8 protein-coding genes are annotated in these 16,376 nt (G+C 43.0%); 6 read left to right on the forward strand and 2 right to left on the reverse strand.

Going from position 1 to position 16,376, the window contains the following annotated elements; all coding sequences use genetic code 11:
• Positions 1–30 precede the first annotated feature (30 nt).
• Together NSQ99_RS05625 and NSQ99_RS05630 are read left to right on the forward strand one after the other, a co-directional pair.
• The gene (locus NSQ99_RS05625) at positions 31–1,014 is read left to right on the forward strand and encodes a dimethylarginine dimethylaminohydrolase family protein (protein WP_340835652.1); all 984 of its coding nucleotides are present in this window, start codon (positions 31–33) and stop codon (positions 1,012–1,014) included.
• Positions 1,015–1,496: 482 nt separating this feature from the next.
• Complete coding sequence (locus tag NSQ99_RS05630; RefSeq protein ID WP_340835653.1) at positions 1,497–5,774, forward strand: InlB B-repeat-containing protein; 4,278 nt, start codon at positions 1,497–1,499, stop codon at positions 5,772–5,774.
• A gap of 130 nt (positions 5,775–5,904) precedes the next feature.
• Here NSQ99_RS05630 and NSQ99_RS05635 read toward each other — a convergent pair whose 3' ends face one another.
• Positions 5,905–6,732 carry a helix-turn-helix domain-containing protein gene (locus NSQ99_RS05635; RefSeq protein WP_340835656.1) on the reverse strand — a complete coding sequence of 276 codons (828 nt, stop codon included), beginning with the start codon at positions 6,730–6,732 and terminating at the stop codon, positions 5,905–5,907.
• A 465-nt stretch (positions 6,733–7,197) separates the two neighbouring features.
• Between NSQ99_RS05635 and NSQ99_RS05640 the strand changes: the two genes are divergently transcribed.
• Both NSQ99_RS05640 and NSQ99_RS05645 read left to right on the forward strand, forming a co-directional pair.
• The gene (locus NSQ99_RS05640) at positions 7,198–8,652 is read left to right on the forward strand and encodes a purine-cytosine permease family protein (RefSeq protein ID WP_340835658.1); all 1,455 of its coding nucleotides are present in this window, start codon (positions 7,198–7,200) and stop codon (positions 8,650–8,652) included.
• Positions 8,653–8,734: 82 nt separating this feature from the next.
• The gene (locus tag NSQ99_RS05645) at positions 8,735–10,999 is read left to right on the forward strand and encodes an excinuclease ABC subunit UvrA (RefSeq protein ID WP_445670481.1); all 2,265 of its coding nucleotides are present in this window, start codon (positions 8,735–8,737) and stop codon (positions 10,997–10,999) included.
• A gap of 87 nt (positions 11,000–11,086) precedes the next feature.
• On the opposite strand, the gene NSQ99_RS05650 is transcribed toward NSQ99_RS05645, so the two are convergent.
• On the reverse strand, positions 11,087–14,113 hold the full coding sequence (locus NSQ99_RS05650) for a hybrid sensor histidine kinase/response regulator (protein WP_340835663.1): 3,027 nt from the start codon (positions 14,111–14,113) through the stop codon (positions 11,087–11,089).
• Positions 14,114–14,259: 146 nt separating this feature from the next.
• On the opposite strand from NSQ99_RS05650, the gene NSQ99_RS05655 reads away from it, so the two are divergent.
• Together NSQ99_RS05655 and NSQ99_RS05660 are read left to right on the forward strand one after the other, a co-directional pair.
• Positions 14,260–14,964, forward strand: a complete 705-nt coding sequence (locus NSQ99_RS05655) for an SDR family oxidoreductase (protein WP_340835664.1) — start codon at positions 14,260–14,262, stop codon at positions 14,962–14,964.
• 177 nt (positions 14,965–15,141) lie between these two features.
• Complete coding sequence (locus NSQ99_RS05660) at positions 15,142–16,308, forward strand: cobalamin-independent methionine synthase II family protein (RefSeq protein ID WP_340835665.1); 1,167 nt, start codon at positions 15,142–15,144, stop codon at positions 16,306–16,308.
• Positions 16,309–16,376 lie beyond the last annotated feature (68 nt).

Here is a 16,376-nt window from a genome sequence, read left to right on the forward strand (position 1 = left end):
ACAATGGGTACTACGAAAAGGAGGCACGTGATGAAGAAAAAATACTTATCCCGAAAACGAGTAACTTCAAACTTTTATGAAAAAAACCTACTACGAGACATATGGGGAGAAGCATGGGGCGTATCCGACGCAATTAGTAAAGTTAGAAAGGTAGTCATGCATAGGCCAGGACAAGAAATTATGCAGCTGCATGGTTCAGCGCAGAATATTGAATCGGGACCTGTATTGATAGAATCAATTATTGGGACAACACCGCAGAGTGATCAAAAGAATGAAAAGCCTAATCTTGAAGTGCTGCAGGCTCAGTTTGATGGTCTGCAAGAAGCACTCATAAAGGAAGGTATTGAGATTATTCCTTTGGAGGGAGACTCTGGAGGTTGGCCAGAGAGGCTGTTTACACGGGATTTAGGAATAGTTATCCCTTCTGGAATCATACTTACCAGGCTAGCGCTTTATATCCGTTATGGGGAGACTCCTATGATGGCCCAAACGATAACTCGCCAAGGCATGCCTATTCTTGGCACGATACAAGGTAATGGGTATATGGAGGGAGGAAGCTTCACAATGCTGAACTCCACCACTGCCATTGTTGGCTTATCCGAACGTATTAATGCGGAGGGCGTTGAACAACTTCGTTATATTCTATCGCTTCAAAATATCGAACTAATTTCAATCGATTTGCCATCAACAATAATCCATCTGGACGAGGCTTTTCTTATGGTGGACCACAATAAAGCGCTTGTTCAAACAGCATTACTGCCTTTTAGATTTTTGGAGGAGCTTCATAAACGCGACATACAATTGATTCATGTAGATCCGCAGGACCCAGAGCTGACGATCAACGCACTAACGGTTGCCCCTGGTCGCGTCGTGATCAGCAGCAGTGGAGTTCGTACGATAAAACTTTTGGAGCAACAAGGTATAACGACGATACCTGTACAAGTGGATGAGATATACAAGCTAGGCGGGGGTATCCATTGCGTAACGCTGACTTTGCTCCGGGACTACGAATAGTCATTTTCTATGAATTTAAACCCACCAGCAATGAACTGCACCCCAATTACTAGACACACTTTACAATTGGAGGTGCAGTTTTTTTATTATGTGATGAATCGACCGTGTTAGGCATTTAGACAAAAAGCAGGTAGATAATTTTCGCAACTAACATTTTTTTGCATAAATAATCGACTATACTCGCAATTACTCTCTACCTTGGGGCGATTTTTACAGTGGTATATTTAGATAGGATATCTTCACTGTATAAAGTGGGTGAGCGAGCATTGGTCATCACGCGGGTAATCGAATGAGCTAATTTGAATGCGATTACATCCAGTTGATTACGAAGGCGGTGATATACAAAGTTATTAAGGAAAGTCTAGTGAGAAAGTGATTTTAAAGCTGGAATAATCATTTTATGAGAAGGAGATTGAGACTATTATATGAAACAAACCATTCTACCAAATCGAAAGCGCTTTCTAAGTTTATTGCTCGCTTTGATGCTGTTGAGCTCGGTCTTTATGATGCCGACGGCCCGGGCTGAATCCTTATCGGAAGCCTCAGTAACGGCAGCGTCGTCCACTCCAGAAAAAATTCGTGATGGGGTTATACTGCACGCCTTTGACTGGAACTTAAATGTTATAGAGGAGAACCTGCAGGCTATCGCTGACGCTGGGTACACTGCGATACAGACTTCTCCGATCATGGGCGTTGGTTCTGGGGCCGAATGGTATGCTGCGTATCAACCTAGAAATATGATCGCTGGAGGCGAAGACAATAGATACGGCGACAGGGATGCCTTTGTCAGCCTGACGTCAGCCGCAGAAAAATTAGGTATCAAAATTATAGTAGACGTTGTGCCTAACCATATGGGCAGTAAAAGCAACGCTCATGACCCTTGGAATGATGACACACACTTCCATAATGTGAGCGGCAGCGTAGGGTATAATGACCGTTTTCTTTTAACTCAGCCTGAGATGATCGGTGGGCTGCGAGATCTGGACACACACAGCTCTTTTGTCCAAGAATCCTTTATCTCTTACTTAAAGGACCTGATCGACGCTGGCGCGAGTGGCTTCCGTTATGATGCCATTAAGCATATTGAGCTAGACGATGACATACCTTCTCCAGCGAGCATAACTGCTGGTGAAAGCAATGATAAGTATCCTGGAGGACAGTTCAGCAGTGATTATGTGAAAAATGTAACTGGTGCCGCTAAGGCTTATTTTGAGGAGAAGGGCAAGGAAAACTTCCAGTATGGAGAAGTCCTGCAAGGAGGAGATCCAAGCAACGACAGAATGGCGGGCTATGCTAAGTACATTGACATGACCGCTTCCATGTACGGGCATCACGTACGTGGCGTCCTAGAAGTAGGAGATGTCGGCCGTCTCGACAAATGGGCGGATTACTCAGCGGAAGGTCTAACAGCTGACCGCTTAGTACCTTGGGTTGAATCCCACGATACCTACAACAACGAAGGGGAGTCTATGGGCTTCAGTCCGAAGCAGATCAGACAGGGCTGGGCAATGATTGCCGCTCGCAAGGACGCTTCCCCACTATTCTTTGCCCGTAATATTAATGAAGATGGGAGCCGAAGCATCAGCGTACGGACTGCAGATCACGTAGCCAATAGCAAGCCGCAGTGGAGTCATCCCGAAGTCGTGGCAATCAATAAGTTCCATAATGCTATGGCCGGTCTTGATGAGAATCTGGTAAGCCTCGGTAGCAATGCCGTTATGATCGAGCGTGGTACATTCGAGGACGGTGGTGGTGCGGTTCTTCTCAACACGAGTACAACCGATCGCGTTCTAGGCAGTGTACCTGTGAAATTCTTAAAGGATGGACATTATGTTAACGCATTGGATCAAACCAATGTCTTTACCGTATCAAATGGCAGAATCAGTGGAGTAATACCTGGTAATCCCGCAAAAGTTTCTAACACAGACACCAGTACAAACCCAGGCCTTGTAGTTCTAATGGACAGAGAGAGTGCTAACCCAGCCATTCTGGCTGCCTTTCCGAGCAATGACGATGTAATCGCTGGGAACAAATATACTGGCAATGAGCTGCAGCTCAGAATGTCGGCGGTTAATGTGACCAATGCAATGTATGCCATTAATAACGGCGATGCTAAGGAATTTGAGAATGACGAGATCATTAGCGCGGAAGCCAACTACAACGAGCCTATTATCGTCACGCTGATAGGTCAAATCGCTTCAGGAGATTGGATTACTAGGGAATTTACTTATATGTGGTACGAATCTGAAGGCGTAATCGCCCCTCCAGTTGAAGAGCCAACACACGTCAATGTTTATTTCTCTATCAATGGCAATCAGGATTTCCAAGCATGGAGTGAACATCCTCTCGGAGTTAGGGTTTACACTTTTAATCCAGAGCTGTTTGGTGGATGGCCTGGAGGTACGATGACGAGAATGAAATACAATGGCGAGGACACTCACTGGTACAAGATTAACATGCCACGGGCTGCCGTTGGTGGAATCATATTTAATAACGCAAATGGGCAACAAACTGGTCAACCAGCAATCAGTGCTTCTATGCTCAACAATGAGCAATTATACTTTTATGGCAATGGAGCCTCAGGCTTTGGTATCAACAATGGCGTTGATTGGGATACTGCCTTTACTGCAGGCGACAATATTGGCATCGAAGCTAGTGGTATATTCCCACCTGGACGCAACGGCGTCATTTTCAACACATCGGGTGGTAGCCTAATTGACAATCAATATGTTCGCGATGGAGAACAAGCAACTCGACCGGCAACTAACCCGACTCGAAGCGGTTATCTCTTTGATGGCAAATGGTATACGGATTCGAATTTTGAAAATGAGTATAATTTCGATACTCCTGTAATCAACAATCTCGGCGGTGACACTATTTATGCGCTGACTCTCTATGCCGGGTGGATCGAGTTAGAGGCTGACAAATTCCTAGTCGAGTTTGATCCTCAGGGCGGCAGTCCAGTCATGTCGATCGCCAATGTGGTGGATGGAGGTAGCATCACCGAACCAGAACAGCCAGTTAGAAATGGCTATGCTTTCGCTGGATGGTATAAAGATTCTAACTACGAGCATGAGTGGAACTTTGAATCTGACACCGTAACGGCACCGACGAAGCTTTTCGCTAAGTGGGAAATCGTAACTTACGGCATTAACTATATAGACAATGGAACACCTGCAGACATGCCAGACAGCGCGCCAGACAACTATAACGTTGAAACAGCGACGTTTAGCCTGAGCGCACCGAGCCCTAAGGAAGGCTATATTTTTAACGGATGGTACATCGACTCGAAATTCATACCGAGCTCTAGTCTCAACAGTATTGCTGTTAACTCTGTTGGCGATCTAACTCTTTATGCCCTTTTTACACCGAATACTTACAATATTACACTTGATTCCCAAGATGGGACAGGCGGAACAGAATTCGTATCGGTTAACTATGGCGGCAAATTACCACTTGGCATTAGCCGTCCTGAAAAGCCAGGCTATTCCTTCCAAGGCTATTACGCAGACACGAACGGAGAGGGACAACAGTATTACAACAGTAACGGAGTTAGAGAATTTATGGGCGAGTGGTCAATTGCCTCAGGGGGCACCTTCTATGCACATTGGACACCAGTAAGCAATCCGGGGCCAACTAATCCTCCGAGCAATCCAGGACCATCAATACCGTCAACACCATCGACACCAGCTCAGCCTGATGTTGTTAAGGATGGAGACAAAGCGATTGTGGAGCTGGGCAGCGGTGTCTCATCGAAGTCGATTGCTGTACAGGATATCGGTGGACTATCTCTGCAGGTGAAAGCCGCAAATGCAGTTGTAACGGTACAAGCGGATGCACTAAAGCAATGGCTGACTGCAGCGGGTAATCCGCCTGGAGCGAGCATTGAAGTCACTGTTGCACCAGTAACTGCTGCTGATATTGCGAATGCTCCAGCTAAAGGTGGTCAAGCGCGTGTGGAAGTTGCAGGCGTAATCTACGACATTACGCTTAAGCTGAAGCACAATGATCAAGTCATCGACATCAATAATGCTGACGGTGGTGTTGAAATCACTTTGCCTTATAACGAAAAGGCTGATGAAGACCTGATAGGCATTTATTATTACAATGAAGATAGCAAAGAGTGGGAGTACGTAGGAGGTAGCGTAGATACCACTAACCATACCGTGACGGTTACGCTTGAGCATCTGAGCAACTATGCAGTGCTGGAGTATTCGAAGTCATTCACAGATGTTCCTTCGAACCATTGGGCTGCTCGGACGCTGGAGGTGCTAGCAGCGAAGCATATCATTAACGGCACAAGCGATACACACTTCACACCTAATGGGCCTACCACTCGAGCGGAGTTTACCTCCTTGCTAGTGCGTGCATTAGGCTTGACGAATGCTGCGAGCTCTGTTCCGTTTGAAGATGTGCAAGCGGGCCAATGGTATGCGGACGAAGTAGCCATCGCTTATGAAGCGGGGCTTATTACGGGAGTATCAGAAACTACATTCGATCCAAACGCGAAAATCACCCGTGAACAAATGGCGGTGCTGCTCGTTCGCGCTTATGAATACAAGAACAGCTTGATTACAGAGACTGTTTCAGCCGATTTCAAGGATGGCTCAAGCATCTCTTCATGGGCAGTAGAAGAAGTGAATAAAGCTATCGCAGCAGGACTTCTGCAAGGTAAAGGAAACGGAATCTTCGATCCTGCTTCCGACGCTAACCGCGCCGAAACGGCGCAAGCCATCTTGAACTTGTTCAATAAGCTATAAGGTAGAATAGAATGTAGTTAAGAGCCTATCAACCGGCTAGTTGGGTTGATGGGCTCTTTTTTATATAGAACGCCCTTCAAACACTATCCTCCTGTGACACAGTTATTTGTGTTGGGTTATAGCAGCTTTATCATAATGAGCTTATCTTTTGTGCAATCATTTCTGTCATGGCATGCTTGTGAGGAATGCCTGATGAATTGCAATCGAAAACAATTTCTGAGCTATCCTTAATGAGCCAGTCGTTGTAATATGTCAGTAATTCACCTGAGTGCCACTTAAAAGCATTGGGTTCATTTTCAGGTGGTGGAGCAATAAAGGGCTTATTTACAAACACATTGAGGACATGCATGCCATTTTCATTTGTAAACTGCTTATAATTATTAAATATTTCTTTACGATAATCAGGCTTAATGTAGTGCAGTACACCACTAGAAAAGATAATGTCATAATACGTATCAAGTCGATAATCTAAAATATCTGCCTTAAAGACATTAACGTGAACACCGACCTTTTCTGCAAGACTTCTTGTTTTTTCGATGCCTGCGTCCGAAACATCAAACGCGCTAACATCATATCCATTTCGTGCAAAGAATACTGCGTCCTTTCCTTCACCGCAACCAACATCTAGTAGCTTTAAGTGTTTTGTTGGCGGCATAAGTTGTAAGACTTGATAACACGCTTTATTAGGCTCCTTCCCCCAGTAATATTCTTGTGTTTTATATTCTTCCTCATAAATCGTAATCTGTCTGTCTTGCGCTACGTACCCAAGAAGCTTGTCAATGCTTACTCCTAATGTTTTTGACAACTGAGGTAGTAGTGAAATATCAGGCATTGTCTGTGCATTTTCCCACTTGGATATGGCTTGAAAAGAAAGTCCGAGTATTTGAGCAAGTCCTTCTTGCGTAAGTCCTCTTTCCTTGCGGTATATGCTTATGTTTCTTGCTAATTTATCCCTCATCAAATCTTACACGCTCCTTTATATAATTTAATATTATTGAAAACACTACGAACGAAACAATAACTTCTTATTTTATATTTAATAATATTCAACCCCCGGTTGAAAAAAGAGACCTACCGCTTTCATGTCTCGAACGGTCATCCCTGCTGGACGATGATGGTCAACGAGGTTTCGACAATAGATTCAATTTGCACTTTTCTACAGTATGTAAACCTACAAAAGTATAGTCTTGCATATAAAAGATACTTTGTTTTACAAGTCTCTTTAAATAAATGGAATTTGTATTTACTTGAATATATTTGTGAAATGTGTAACAATGTTAGGTAGAATGTTTATAAACTACATGCTGTAATTTACACATTCTGTTCCTCTTAGTATAGGGATTTAATCTAGAAAAGGGGGTGTGAATGTGACGTTGCAACTAAGGGAAGGGCAGAATGTGGGGCATTAAGAGAGGAAGATTGCATGAGTGTAGTCCAAACTACTGCTCCCACAGAACAAGAACAAGTAAAAGACGATTATTCATTTGATCAAGTTCCACAAGAAAAACGCAATATGGGTTGGTTCAGTGTAACCAACATAACATTTGGTATTGCCACTGCTATTTTCTATTTTCAAACTGGCAGCGTAATGGCTCTTCAGTATGGCGCGATGAACGCTATTATATCAGCGATTTATGCCATCGTGATAGCCGGAGTATTAGGTACAGTAATTGCCTATTTATCTGCGAAATCAGGGATGAACGTCAACCTTATGTCCAGACAAGGCTTTGGATATATCGGTGCCTCGTTAACTTCATTTATATACGCATCGAATTTTATTATGTACTGTGCATTTGAAGGTATGATCCTTGTAGCCGCAGTACACGCATATTTCCCCGCAATACCTTTATGGCTTCTGATTATCGTATTTGGATCAATAGTCATCCCGCTAAATTGGTTCGGCATTAAACAACTAGATAAATTACAAAAATGGTCGTTACCTATCTTCGGTATCTTTTTAGTGATTACAATTATTGTCGCGTTCAACACACCATCGCAAGTCGAAGGACATTTCTGGGCGTATCTACCAGAAGGTGTGCAAATAGGTGGTACAGCATTACTGCTATGTATTGGAATGCAGCACGGAATTATGGGATTAACAGCTTTAATCGCATCTGACTACGCACGATTCCTAAAACCAAAAGACATTAAACTAGGATCCATCATGATTGGATTTATTCCTCAAATTTTCTGTTTTGGGGTTATGGGTCTACTTGGGGTATGGTTTGGCGTAAAATTAGGTGAATCTAACCCGGGAATTTACATTGTCACACTGCTTGGATTAGGTGGAGTAGTGTTTACCATGCTAACGCAGCTGCGTATAAACGTAACCAATATTTATAGCGCATCGTTATCGTTATCTAACTTCTTTGAAAATATGTTTGGCTTCAAGCCCGATCGTCGTTTTTGGGTTGTTGTATCCGGTGTCGCAGCTATTGCATTAATGCTTGGCGGCATATTGGATCATCTAGGAAGTGCAATGACCTTCCAAGGCGTCCTTCTAATGGCATGGGCTGCTATATTAGTTACAGAAGCATTAGTAGTGAAGAAACTGCTTAAGATCGCTCCGATAGAATATGAAGCGAGACAAGAAAAATTATATAAATGGAACCCAGTTGGCGTTGTACCATTAGTCATTTCAAGTGTTCTCGGTACGATTGCTGCATTAGGCCATATGGGAACCTTCCTGCAAAACACCGCGACCTTCTTTGCTGCGGTATTAGCGTCCATACTAACGATTTTGATTGCTTTGTTTACGAAAGGGAAATACTACAGTAAGCAGGAATCGATGAATAAGGTCGTACAGCTGCATATGGACAAGAGCAACACAAAGGTCAACATCAACAAAAAAGCAACAAAAGCAACCACCACCAATTGAATAAAGTATAATGGCTCTAATTAGCGGCTTTGTTCGCGGTTAGAGCCATTTTAATATGATATAGATTGATGAGGTGTCGCCAATGAATGACGAGATGATACTAAGAGGGCTTAAGGAAAATAATCTAAAAAATATAGATCTTAACATACCGAAACAAAAAATAATCGTATTTACCGGTCTCTCAGGATCAGGAAAGAGCTCCGTTGTTTTTGATACATTAGCAGCAGAGAGTAGAAGGCAAATGACGTTAAATTATCCGCTCTATGTAAGAAACCAAATGCCAAGGTATGAAAGGCCGCACGCTGATCTGATGAAGAATCTAAGCCCAGTCGTTGTCGTTGAACAACGAGCGATTGGAAGCAATACCCGCTCTAGCGTAGGTACATATATGGATATCGATCCACTGATTCGATTGCTATTTTCAAGGATAGGAACGCCGCCGATTGGCTCGGCTACCGATTTTTCTAGTCAAAGCACCTTCGGTCGATGTCCGGCATGTGGTGGCTTTGGCGAAGTTGTTGCCCCGGATCTTAATAAGCTGGTTGATTTCGAAAAGTCATTGCGTGATTATGCAGTTAAGTTTAAGCCGCTATCGCCATCAGGCTGGCAGGGCAGATGGATGATAACGGGCGGATTATTTGATCCAGATCTGCCTATTAAGGACTATTCCGAGGAAAAACTCCAACTGCTATTATTTGGTCCTCCGAAGGGGGAGAAGGTATATGCGCCGTTTCATACGAAGAACGGGCCTCAGCCTCATGAGTGGGATGGGCTATTGCCTAGATTTACGCGTCTCTATATCCATAGAGATGTGACCAAGCTAAAGGAAGTGTCTCAGGAGGATGTGTTAGCCGTTTCTACACACGCTTTATGTCCGACCTGTCAAGGCTCCGGTCTCAATCCTAAAGTATTAGAATGTACGATACGTGGCTTAAACATAGCAGAATACGATCAACTAGAGCTGACAGAATTGCTAGTCGAACTAAGTAGCATACAAGATCCAATGGGAGAAGTGATTGCATGGCAAGCGATTCCACATATCCAGCAGCTTATCGATATGGGGCTTGGTTATTTAAGCCTTTCAAGAAAAGTAGGAACGCTGTCTGGCGGGGAAGCCCAAAGAGTAAAGATTGCACGTCATCTAGGAAGCAGCTTAAACAATATTACATATATATTCGATGAACCAAGTGCGGGCCTTCATCCAGAAGAAGTGGAACGATTGATTCAGATGTTAAAAAGCATAAAGGAACAACATAATACGGTCATCGTCATCGAACACGATCTATCCGTTATTAAAGCAGCGGACGAGATCATAGAGATGGGCCCTGGAGCAGGTGTTTACGGGGGAAAGGTGATCTATCAAGGAAAGCTGGAAGGTCTACATCAGACGCCAACTGCAGCCATCCTACACCAAGCGCTATCTGTAAATAACAATCCAAGGCGAAGGTACAGTTATTTTTCCATAGATGCGGCAAGTAACAATAACTTAAAGAGCATTAGCTTAAATATTCCTAAAAATGTTCTCGTCGCTGTGTGTGGTGTCTCGGGTTCAGGTAAAAGCTCCTTAATGACAGAAGCATTCCCAGATCGCTACCAAGATACGATCATGGTGGGGCAAGGTAGCATAGGCATCTCTACTCGTTCGACTCTCGCTACCTATATGGGAATTATGGACGATATTCGCAACATATTTTCAAAGGAAACTGGAAAACCTGCCGGTTTGTTCAGCTTTAACTCTCTAGGAGCATGCCCAGTCTGTGAAGGAAAAGGAGAGATCTTACCTGATGTAGCCTTTGCAGATCCAGTGACGGTTCGCTGTGAAGCTTGTGGTGGCTCGAGATATTCAGACGAAGCACTGTCATATCGGTACCAACTTAAAAATATAGTAGAAATTTTAGCTTTAACGGTAGATGAGGCGATGAGCTACTTTACAGTCCCGAAGATAATAAAAAGAGTGAATACGCTGAGGGACGTAGGATTGGGGTATCTTACCTTAGGGCAAACGACAAGTTCGCTGAGCGGAGGAGAGGTTCAGCGGCTAAAGCTCGCAAGCCACCTACAAAAGGAAGGACAAACCTACGTATTAGACGAGCCATCATTAGGCCTGCATGCAGAGGATAACGGAAAGCTACTAGACGTATTTCAAACGCTTGTAAATAGAGGGAATTCCGTCATCATGATCGAGCACAATCTAGACTTTATCGCCGCGAGTGATTGGATCATTGAGCTTGGGCCAGGTGGAGGTAAGCAAGGCGGGCATGTCATATTTGAAGGTACACCAGAAGAAATGCTCCAAGCAGAGACACCTACTGCAAAGTGGTTAAAGGCTGTAGTTAATACATTATAATAGAGCGACAAGAACAGCTTCCTCCATTGATAACCGAGATATTATCCATGGAGGAAGCTGAATGAAAAGTAAGCGATTAGTGGAAATTTATTTCGGAATATGGAAGGTAACCGTCGTACCTAACTCAGGTGTACTAGTTACGGTTAGTCCTTGGCCATATAGCTGTTTTAATCGTCGATCAGTATTCTTTAATCCGACTCCAGTTCTTTTATTAGAGTGTCTTGCTTGGCTGAATAATCGGCTTCGTTCTTCCTCCGTCATTCCTGCTCCATCATTTTGAATCGACACCTCGTAATGCTCATCTTTGCTTGTTATCCGTATCCAGATGGTACCACCACTTACTCTCTTCATCACACCATGTATGACCGCATTTTCTACGAGTGGTTGAATGGAGAGAGGAGGCAAGCAAAAGTCGAGCGCAGGATCGACATCCCACTGCACATTCAAACGATCACCAAACCGCTGTTTCTCTATATATAGATATGAACGAACAAGTGCTAGCTCCCGCTCTAGAGGAACGATTGGATCAGAGTTATGGAAATCAAAGCTTAAGCGTAAATAATGACTAAACTCCTCTAGCAGCACTTGCATTTTGTTGAAGTCTACTAGCCCTAAGGCAGCAATCGAATTTAATGTATTAAATATAAAATGAGGTTGGATTTGAGATTGCAGCCAAGCCCCTTCCAGACGAAGGCGTTCCTTAAGTGAAAGCTTTAGATTCGTTAATGATTGCACTCTAGCTCGTAATTCCCATGCATCAACAGGCTTCGCGATATAGTCATTTGCTCCAGATTGGAAGCCGGTAACAATATCTTGCGTACGGCTTCGTGCTGTTAGGAGTAGAACAGGTAGTTCCACAATCGAAAAGTGTTCACGAATCTTTCGTGTTAATTCATACCCTGACACGTGTGGCATCATGACGTCTGAGATCACGAGATCAACTTGTTCGTTTTGTAGTACGTCCAGAGCCTCTTGAGCACTGGTCGCTGTAATGACATCATATTGCTCAGCTGCAAGCATATTGCGAAGGATGCTTAAGTTGATCGTGTCATCATCAACAGCTAATATCAATGGTTTTATATCTTGAGCTTCCAAGCTTATCTCAGCACGATCGATCTGTTTCGTCACGATGTCATCTGCATTAGAAATGGCTGCAGCGGTAAACTGTTCAGCAGACTCTAAAGCTTCGGAAGAATCGGTTGCCAAAGGAATCGTAAACGTAAACACAGAACCCTTACCCGGCGTTGATTGAACGGTTAACGTCCCGCCGTGCAGTTCAACGAGCTGCTTGGATATGCTTAGACCTAGGCCGAATCCTCCGCCTGCCCGGATTTCATTACGCTCTGCCTGCTCATAGGGGAGAAATATGCTTTGAAGTGCCTTCTCCTCAATGCCAGTCCCGGTATCCTCTACTTGAATGTGAGCCATATGTTTAATGGTAGCCGCACGAATAATAATCGAGCCTTCATCGGTGTATTTTATAGCATTGTGCACGAGATTGAAAAGGATTTGAATGATTCGATTATGATCTCCTTGAACAGGAGGGAATGAATCATCAATGTCTACAATGAGCTTGATCGGTTTTTCTGACAACATGATTTTCGCCATATCGAACACACCAGAGACGACGGATTGTAATTGAAAAGCAGTCGATTGTATGCGAATGGTGTTTTCCTTTAGCCTTGTTACATCAAGCAAATCGTCTACCATCAACGACAGACGTTTACTGACATGGATGAGCAGATTGAGACGTTGTTGCTGCTCTTGATGCAATGGTCGTTGGTTATCTTCCAGAATCGATTGTGTAATATTAATAATTCCATGCAAAGGATTTCTTAGTTCATGTGAAGTATTCACTAAAAATTCATCCTTGCGCTTATGTTCAGCCTGCAGCTGCTTCGTCAATAGCTTCGTTGCTTCTGTTGCATGGAAAAAACGTCTAAACCAAAATGCCGAGAAAGCAATGAGGGCAAAGATGATATCAAAAGGATAATGGATAAATTCGATTCCATAATAAAAATTTGCTACCGCCCAGACTACATTCGTTCCGAGAAACAAGCAGGCAAGCAATAAGAAAATAATATCCTCTTTGTCACGCAGTGCTTTCCATAAAATATAAGCTGAGATTATGACAGATAAGATTAATATGATCGCAAGAATTCTTCCCCATGCAGTGATCAGATCAGTAGGAGCGAGTAGAATAAACACGGCATATGCACCGCATAAACTACCAAAGGCTCGCAATATTTTTATATTTAAATAAGCAGGGAGTATATGGTGAAACAGGGGTGGGATAAAGGCAACCGCACCGACATAGGAAAGATAAAAAAGTCTAATGATCCAGTAATTATTCGCATCAAACCAGAAAAATAGCAGCTTATCATCTACGACTAATACACTGAACAGTGCACAGATCATAATTAATGAAAAATAAAATAAACCTTTGTTCTTCGATCCCATGAAGTACAGGATTAAAGCATATAAGCTATGAATCAATATAACGATACATAATAGTAACTGTAGGGCGGCTGAGATTGAGATGCGCAGCTGAAGAGCCTCCGCCGTACCAAACCGGATGGGATTTGTAATGCCCCCTGTTGCAGCATCACTAGATAGCTGTATAACAAGATCAATTTGACCATTTTTCGGTGTGAATGTTGCGGTATAAGGGATGTTCTGAGCTTGATAATCAGCAATAGTTGTTGCTGGTTGTCCCATCTGAGCAACTAAAATCCCATTGGCATAAACCGCAGATGTATTTTTTAGTCTAATACTAAAGGATTGATTCTGGTCTGCATCTAATAAGATTGTCAATCGGTACGTGCCGTAACGGAAGGAGTGCTCGTCCCCCTCACGCTCGCTACTCGCAAATGCATCTTTCCATTCACTGGGAATTTGAAGGTATTGAGGTTTCTCACTATCGTCCATAATGAATTGTGAAGGGAAGAACTCCCACTCTCCATCTAGGCGAAGTGTGTGTCGATCTGTAAACTGCCAGCCTCGTAAATCAAGCACACCCTGCACAGCGACTGGTTTATCGATATAATTAAATGAACTTAAATATTGCAGCCAGATGAGGCGCAGCCCAGTAATGGCTAACATTGAAATGATCATATATATAATCCACTTGCTAACTCTTCGTTTTGACATATTTATGTTCAACCCTTTTTATGGTATACGTGTCTTAAGTTCCATTAAACCACAATTATTGCAGCTTATACTACTCTATAACATGATTACATTTAGAATGGAGGATGTTTATGTCATTCAAAAATAAAGTTGTCGTTGTAACAGGTGGAGCACAGGGCATTGGGAAATGTATCTGTGATGAGTTTGAGAAACAAGGTGCAAAGGTAGGTGTTATCGATGTAAAAGAAAATCCATACTTCCAAGGAGATATTAGCGAAGAGGAGACGTTAGTACGTTTTTCGAAAAAGATCATAACTGATTATGGTCATGTGGATTATCTTATCAATAATGCCTTGCCATTGTCCAAAGGATTAGATAGCTGTTCCTACGAAGAGTTTAATTACGCTCTCCGTGTAGGGGTGACAGCGCCATTTATGCTGACAAAGCTATTTAGAGAGCATTTTACAGAAGGAGCTAGCATTGTTAATATCTCTTCCAGCAGAGATCGGATGAGCCAGCCTAACACCGAAAGCTATACTGCAGCTAAGGGTGGTATAGCAGCTTTAACGCATTCGCTTGCAGTAAGTCTTGCGGGGAAGGTCAGAGTGAATTCCATCTCTCCAGGCTGGATTGACACCGATTATGTAGAGTACGAAGGGGCAAATGCCCGTCAGCACCCGGCAGGTCGAGTAGGGAATCCACTGGATATTGCTAACATGGTGTTGTTTTTATGCTCTGATAAGGCAGGATTTATTACTGGAGAGAATATATGTATTGATGGTGGAATGACGAAGCAGATGATTTATCATGATGACTTTGGCTGGAAGCTGTCATAGGGATAAATATGACAATAGAGCACTCATCCTTGAGATGAATGCTCTTCTTTTATTTCATTTTTGCTATAGCTTTTAGCTATAACTAGATATGACTTTTAGATGTTACCTATACAATAATCTTCCATGCTACAATCAATGCAATACAACAGACATGTACGAGCTGAGGAGGTTTTTTCTATGTGTAATAAACATAAATTTCAATTGGTTGGTAGCCTTTTGCGTCCAGCAGATTTGTTAGAATATAAGGCTCAAATCGAGCATCGTGACGATATCAGCTACCCATTCTATAATGAGCTTGAAGGATATGAGCAATGCGAAGCAAGCTCCATTCATGCTGTAGTTAATAAGCAAATCGAGCATGGTATCACCCCGCTTACAGATGGAGAGCATTCAAAGTCAATGTGGCATTTGGACTTTGTGTGGGGCTTCCAAGGAATTAAACGCTATATTGCAGACCATGGTTACTTCTTCAGAGATATAGACGGCACCTCGAAATATGAGACGCGTAAAGATATCGGCCTTCGCATTACAGGTGAGCTAAGCGGAAAAAATCATCATTTTATTCATATCTATAAAAAGCTTCAAGCACTTGCAGGAGATCAAGAAACGAAGCTATGCGTGCCTTCTCCATCCCATATTTATGGAGAGCTGTCATGGTCAGATAATATTGGTGGAGCAGAAGCCGTTTATAAGGATCGTCAGGAGCTAAAGAGCGGTCTAGTTAAAGCTTACAAGGAGTTTGTTGAGGATTATGCTGCAACTGGAGGAAAGATTCTACAGTTTGATGACTGCTTATGGGAGCTCTTTGCTGATGACAACCCGAATTCTCCATATACGGGCGAGCAAATTAATCAAGAGGAAGTACAAGCACTTGCTGCAGAATTCATTGACATAAACAACACATTAATCGACTACGGACATAGCTTAGGCTTGAAAATGTGGACCCATAACTGCCGCGGTAACTACGACTCTCGCAATATGGGTGGCGGCTCCTATGTTAAGATTGCTAACCTGTTCTTAAAGCAGCTGAACTATGATCGCTTCTTCCTTGAATGGGATGATGAGCGTGCTGGTTCACTTGAAGCATTGGCTGTATTTAAAGACAAGCCTAATACGGAGATTGTACTTGGCCTGCTATCGTCTAAGACGAATACGCTAGATGATGAAGCACGTGTACTAAGAATGCTAGATGAAGCAGCGAGCATTATTGATAAGGATAGATTGCTGCTTTCACACCAATGTGGATTTGCTTCCTGCGATGGTGGTAATGAGCTGACAGAAGCGGAGCAGTGGTTGAAGATCAATCAAGGACAAAAAATTGCCCAGCAATATTGGGGGAAGTAAGCTTGAGATAATTAAGCTTTGCAGCGTGTGAATTGCTGTAAAGTGTTCGTAAGAGGATGATTCTGAAG

This window comes from Paenibacillus sp. FSL W7-1287 (genome assembly GCF_038004245.1).
GTDB classification, from domain to species: Bacteria; Bacillota; Bacilli; order Paenibacillales; family Paenibacillaceae; genus Pristimantibacillus; species Pristimantibacillus camelliae.

Excerpts from the sequence above, each read along its gene's own strand:
- NSQ99_RS05640 (WP_340835658.1), top strand. The coding sequence starts at position 7,198 with ATGAGTGTAGTCCAAACTACTGCTCCCACAGAACAAGAACAAGTAAAA.
- NSQ99_RS05630 (WP_340835653.1), top strand. The coding sequence starts at position 1,497 with ATGCTGTTGAGCTCGGTCTTTATGATGCCGACGGCCCGGGCTGAATCC.
- NSQ99_RS05650 (WP_340835663.1), bottom strand. The coding sequence starts at position 14,113 with ATGATCATTTCAATGTTAGCCATTACTGGGCTGCGCCTCATCTGGCTG.
- NSQ99_RS05635 (WP_340835656.1), bottom strand. The coding sequence starts at position 6,732 with ATGAGGGATAAATTAGCAAGAAACATAAGCATATACCGCAAGGAAAGA.
- NSQ99_RS05625 (WP_340835652.1), top strand. The coding sequence starts at position 31 with ATGAAGAAAAAATACTTATCCCGAAAACGAGTAACTTCAAACTTTTAT.
- NSQ99_RS05660 (WP_340835665.1), top strand. The coding sequence starts at position 15,142 with ATGTGTAATAAACATAAATTTCAATTGGTTGGTAGCCTTTTGCGTCCA.
- NSQ99_RS05645 (WP_445670481.1), top strand. The coding sequence starts at position 8,735 with ATGAATGACGAGATGATACTAAGAGGGCTTAAGGAAAATAATCTAAAA.
- NSQ99_RS05655 (WP_340835664.1), top strand. The coding sequence starts at position 14,260 with ATGTCATTCAAAAATAAAGTTGTCGTTGTAACAGGTGGAGCACAGGGC.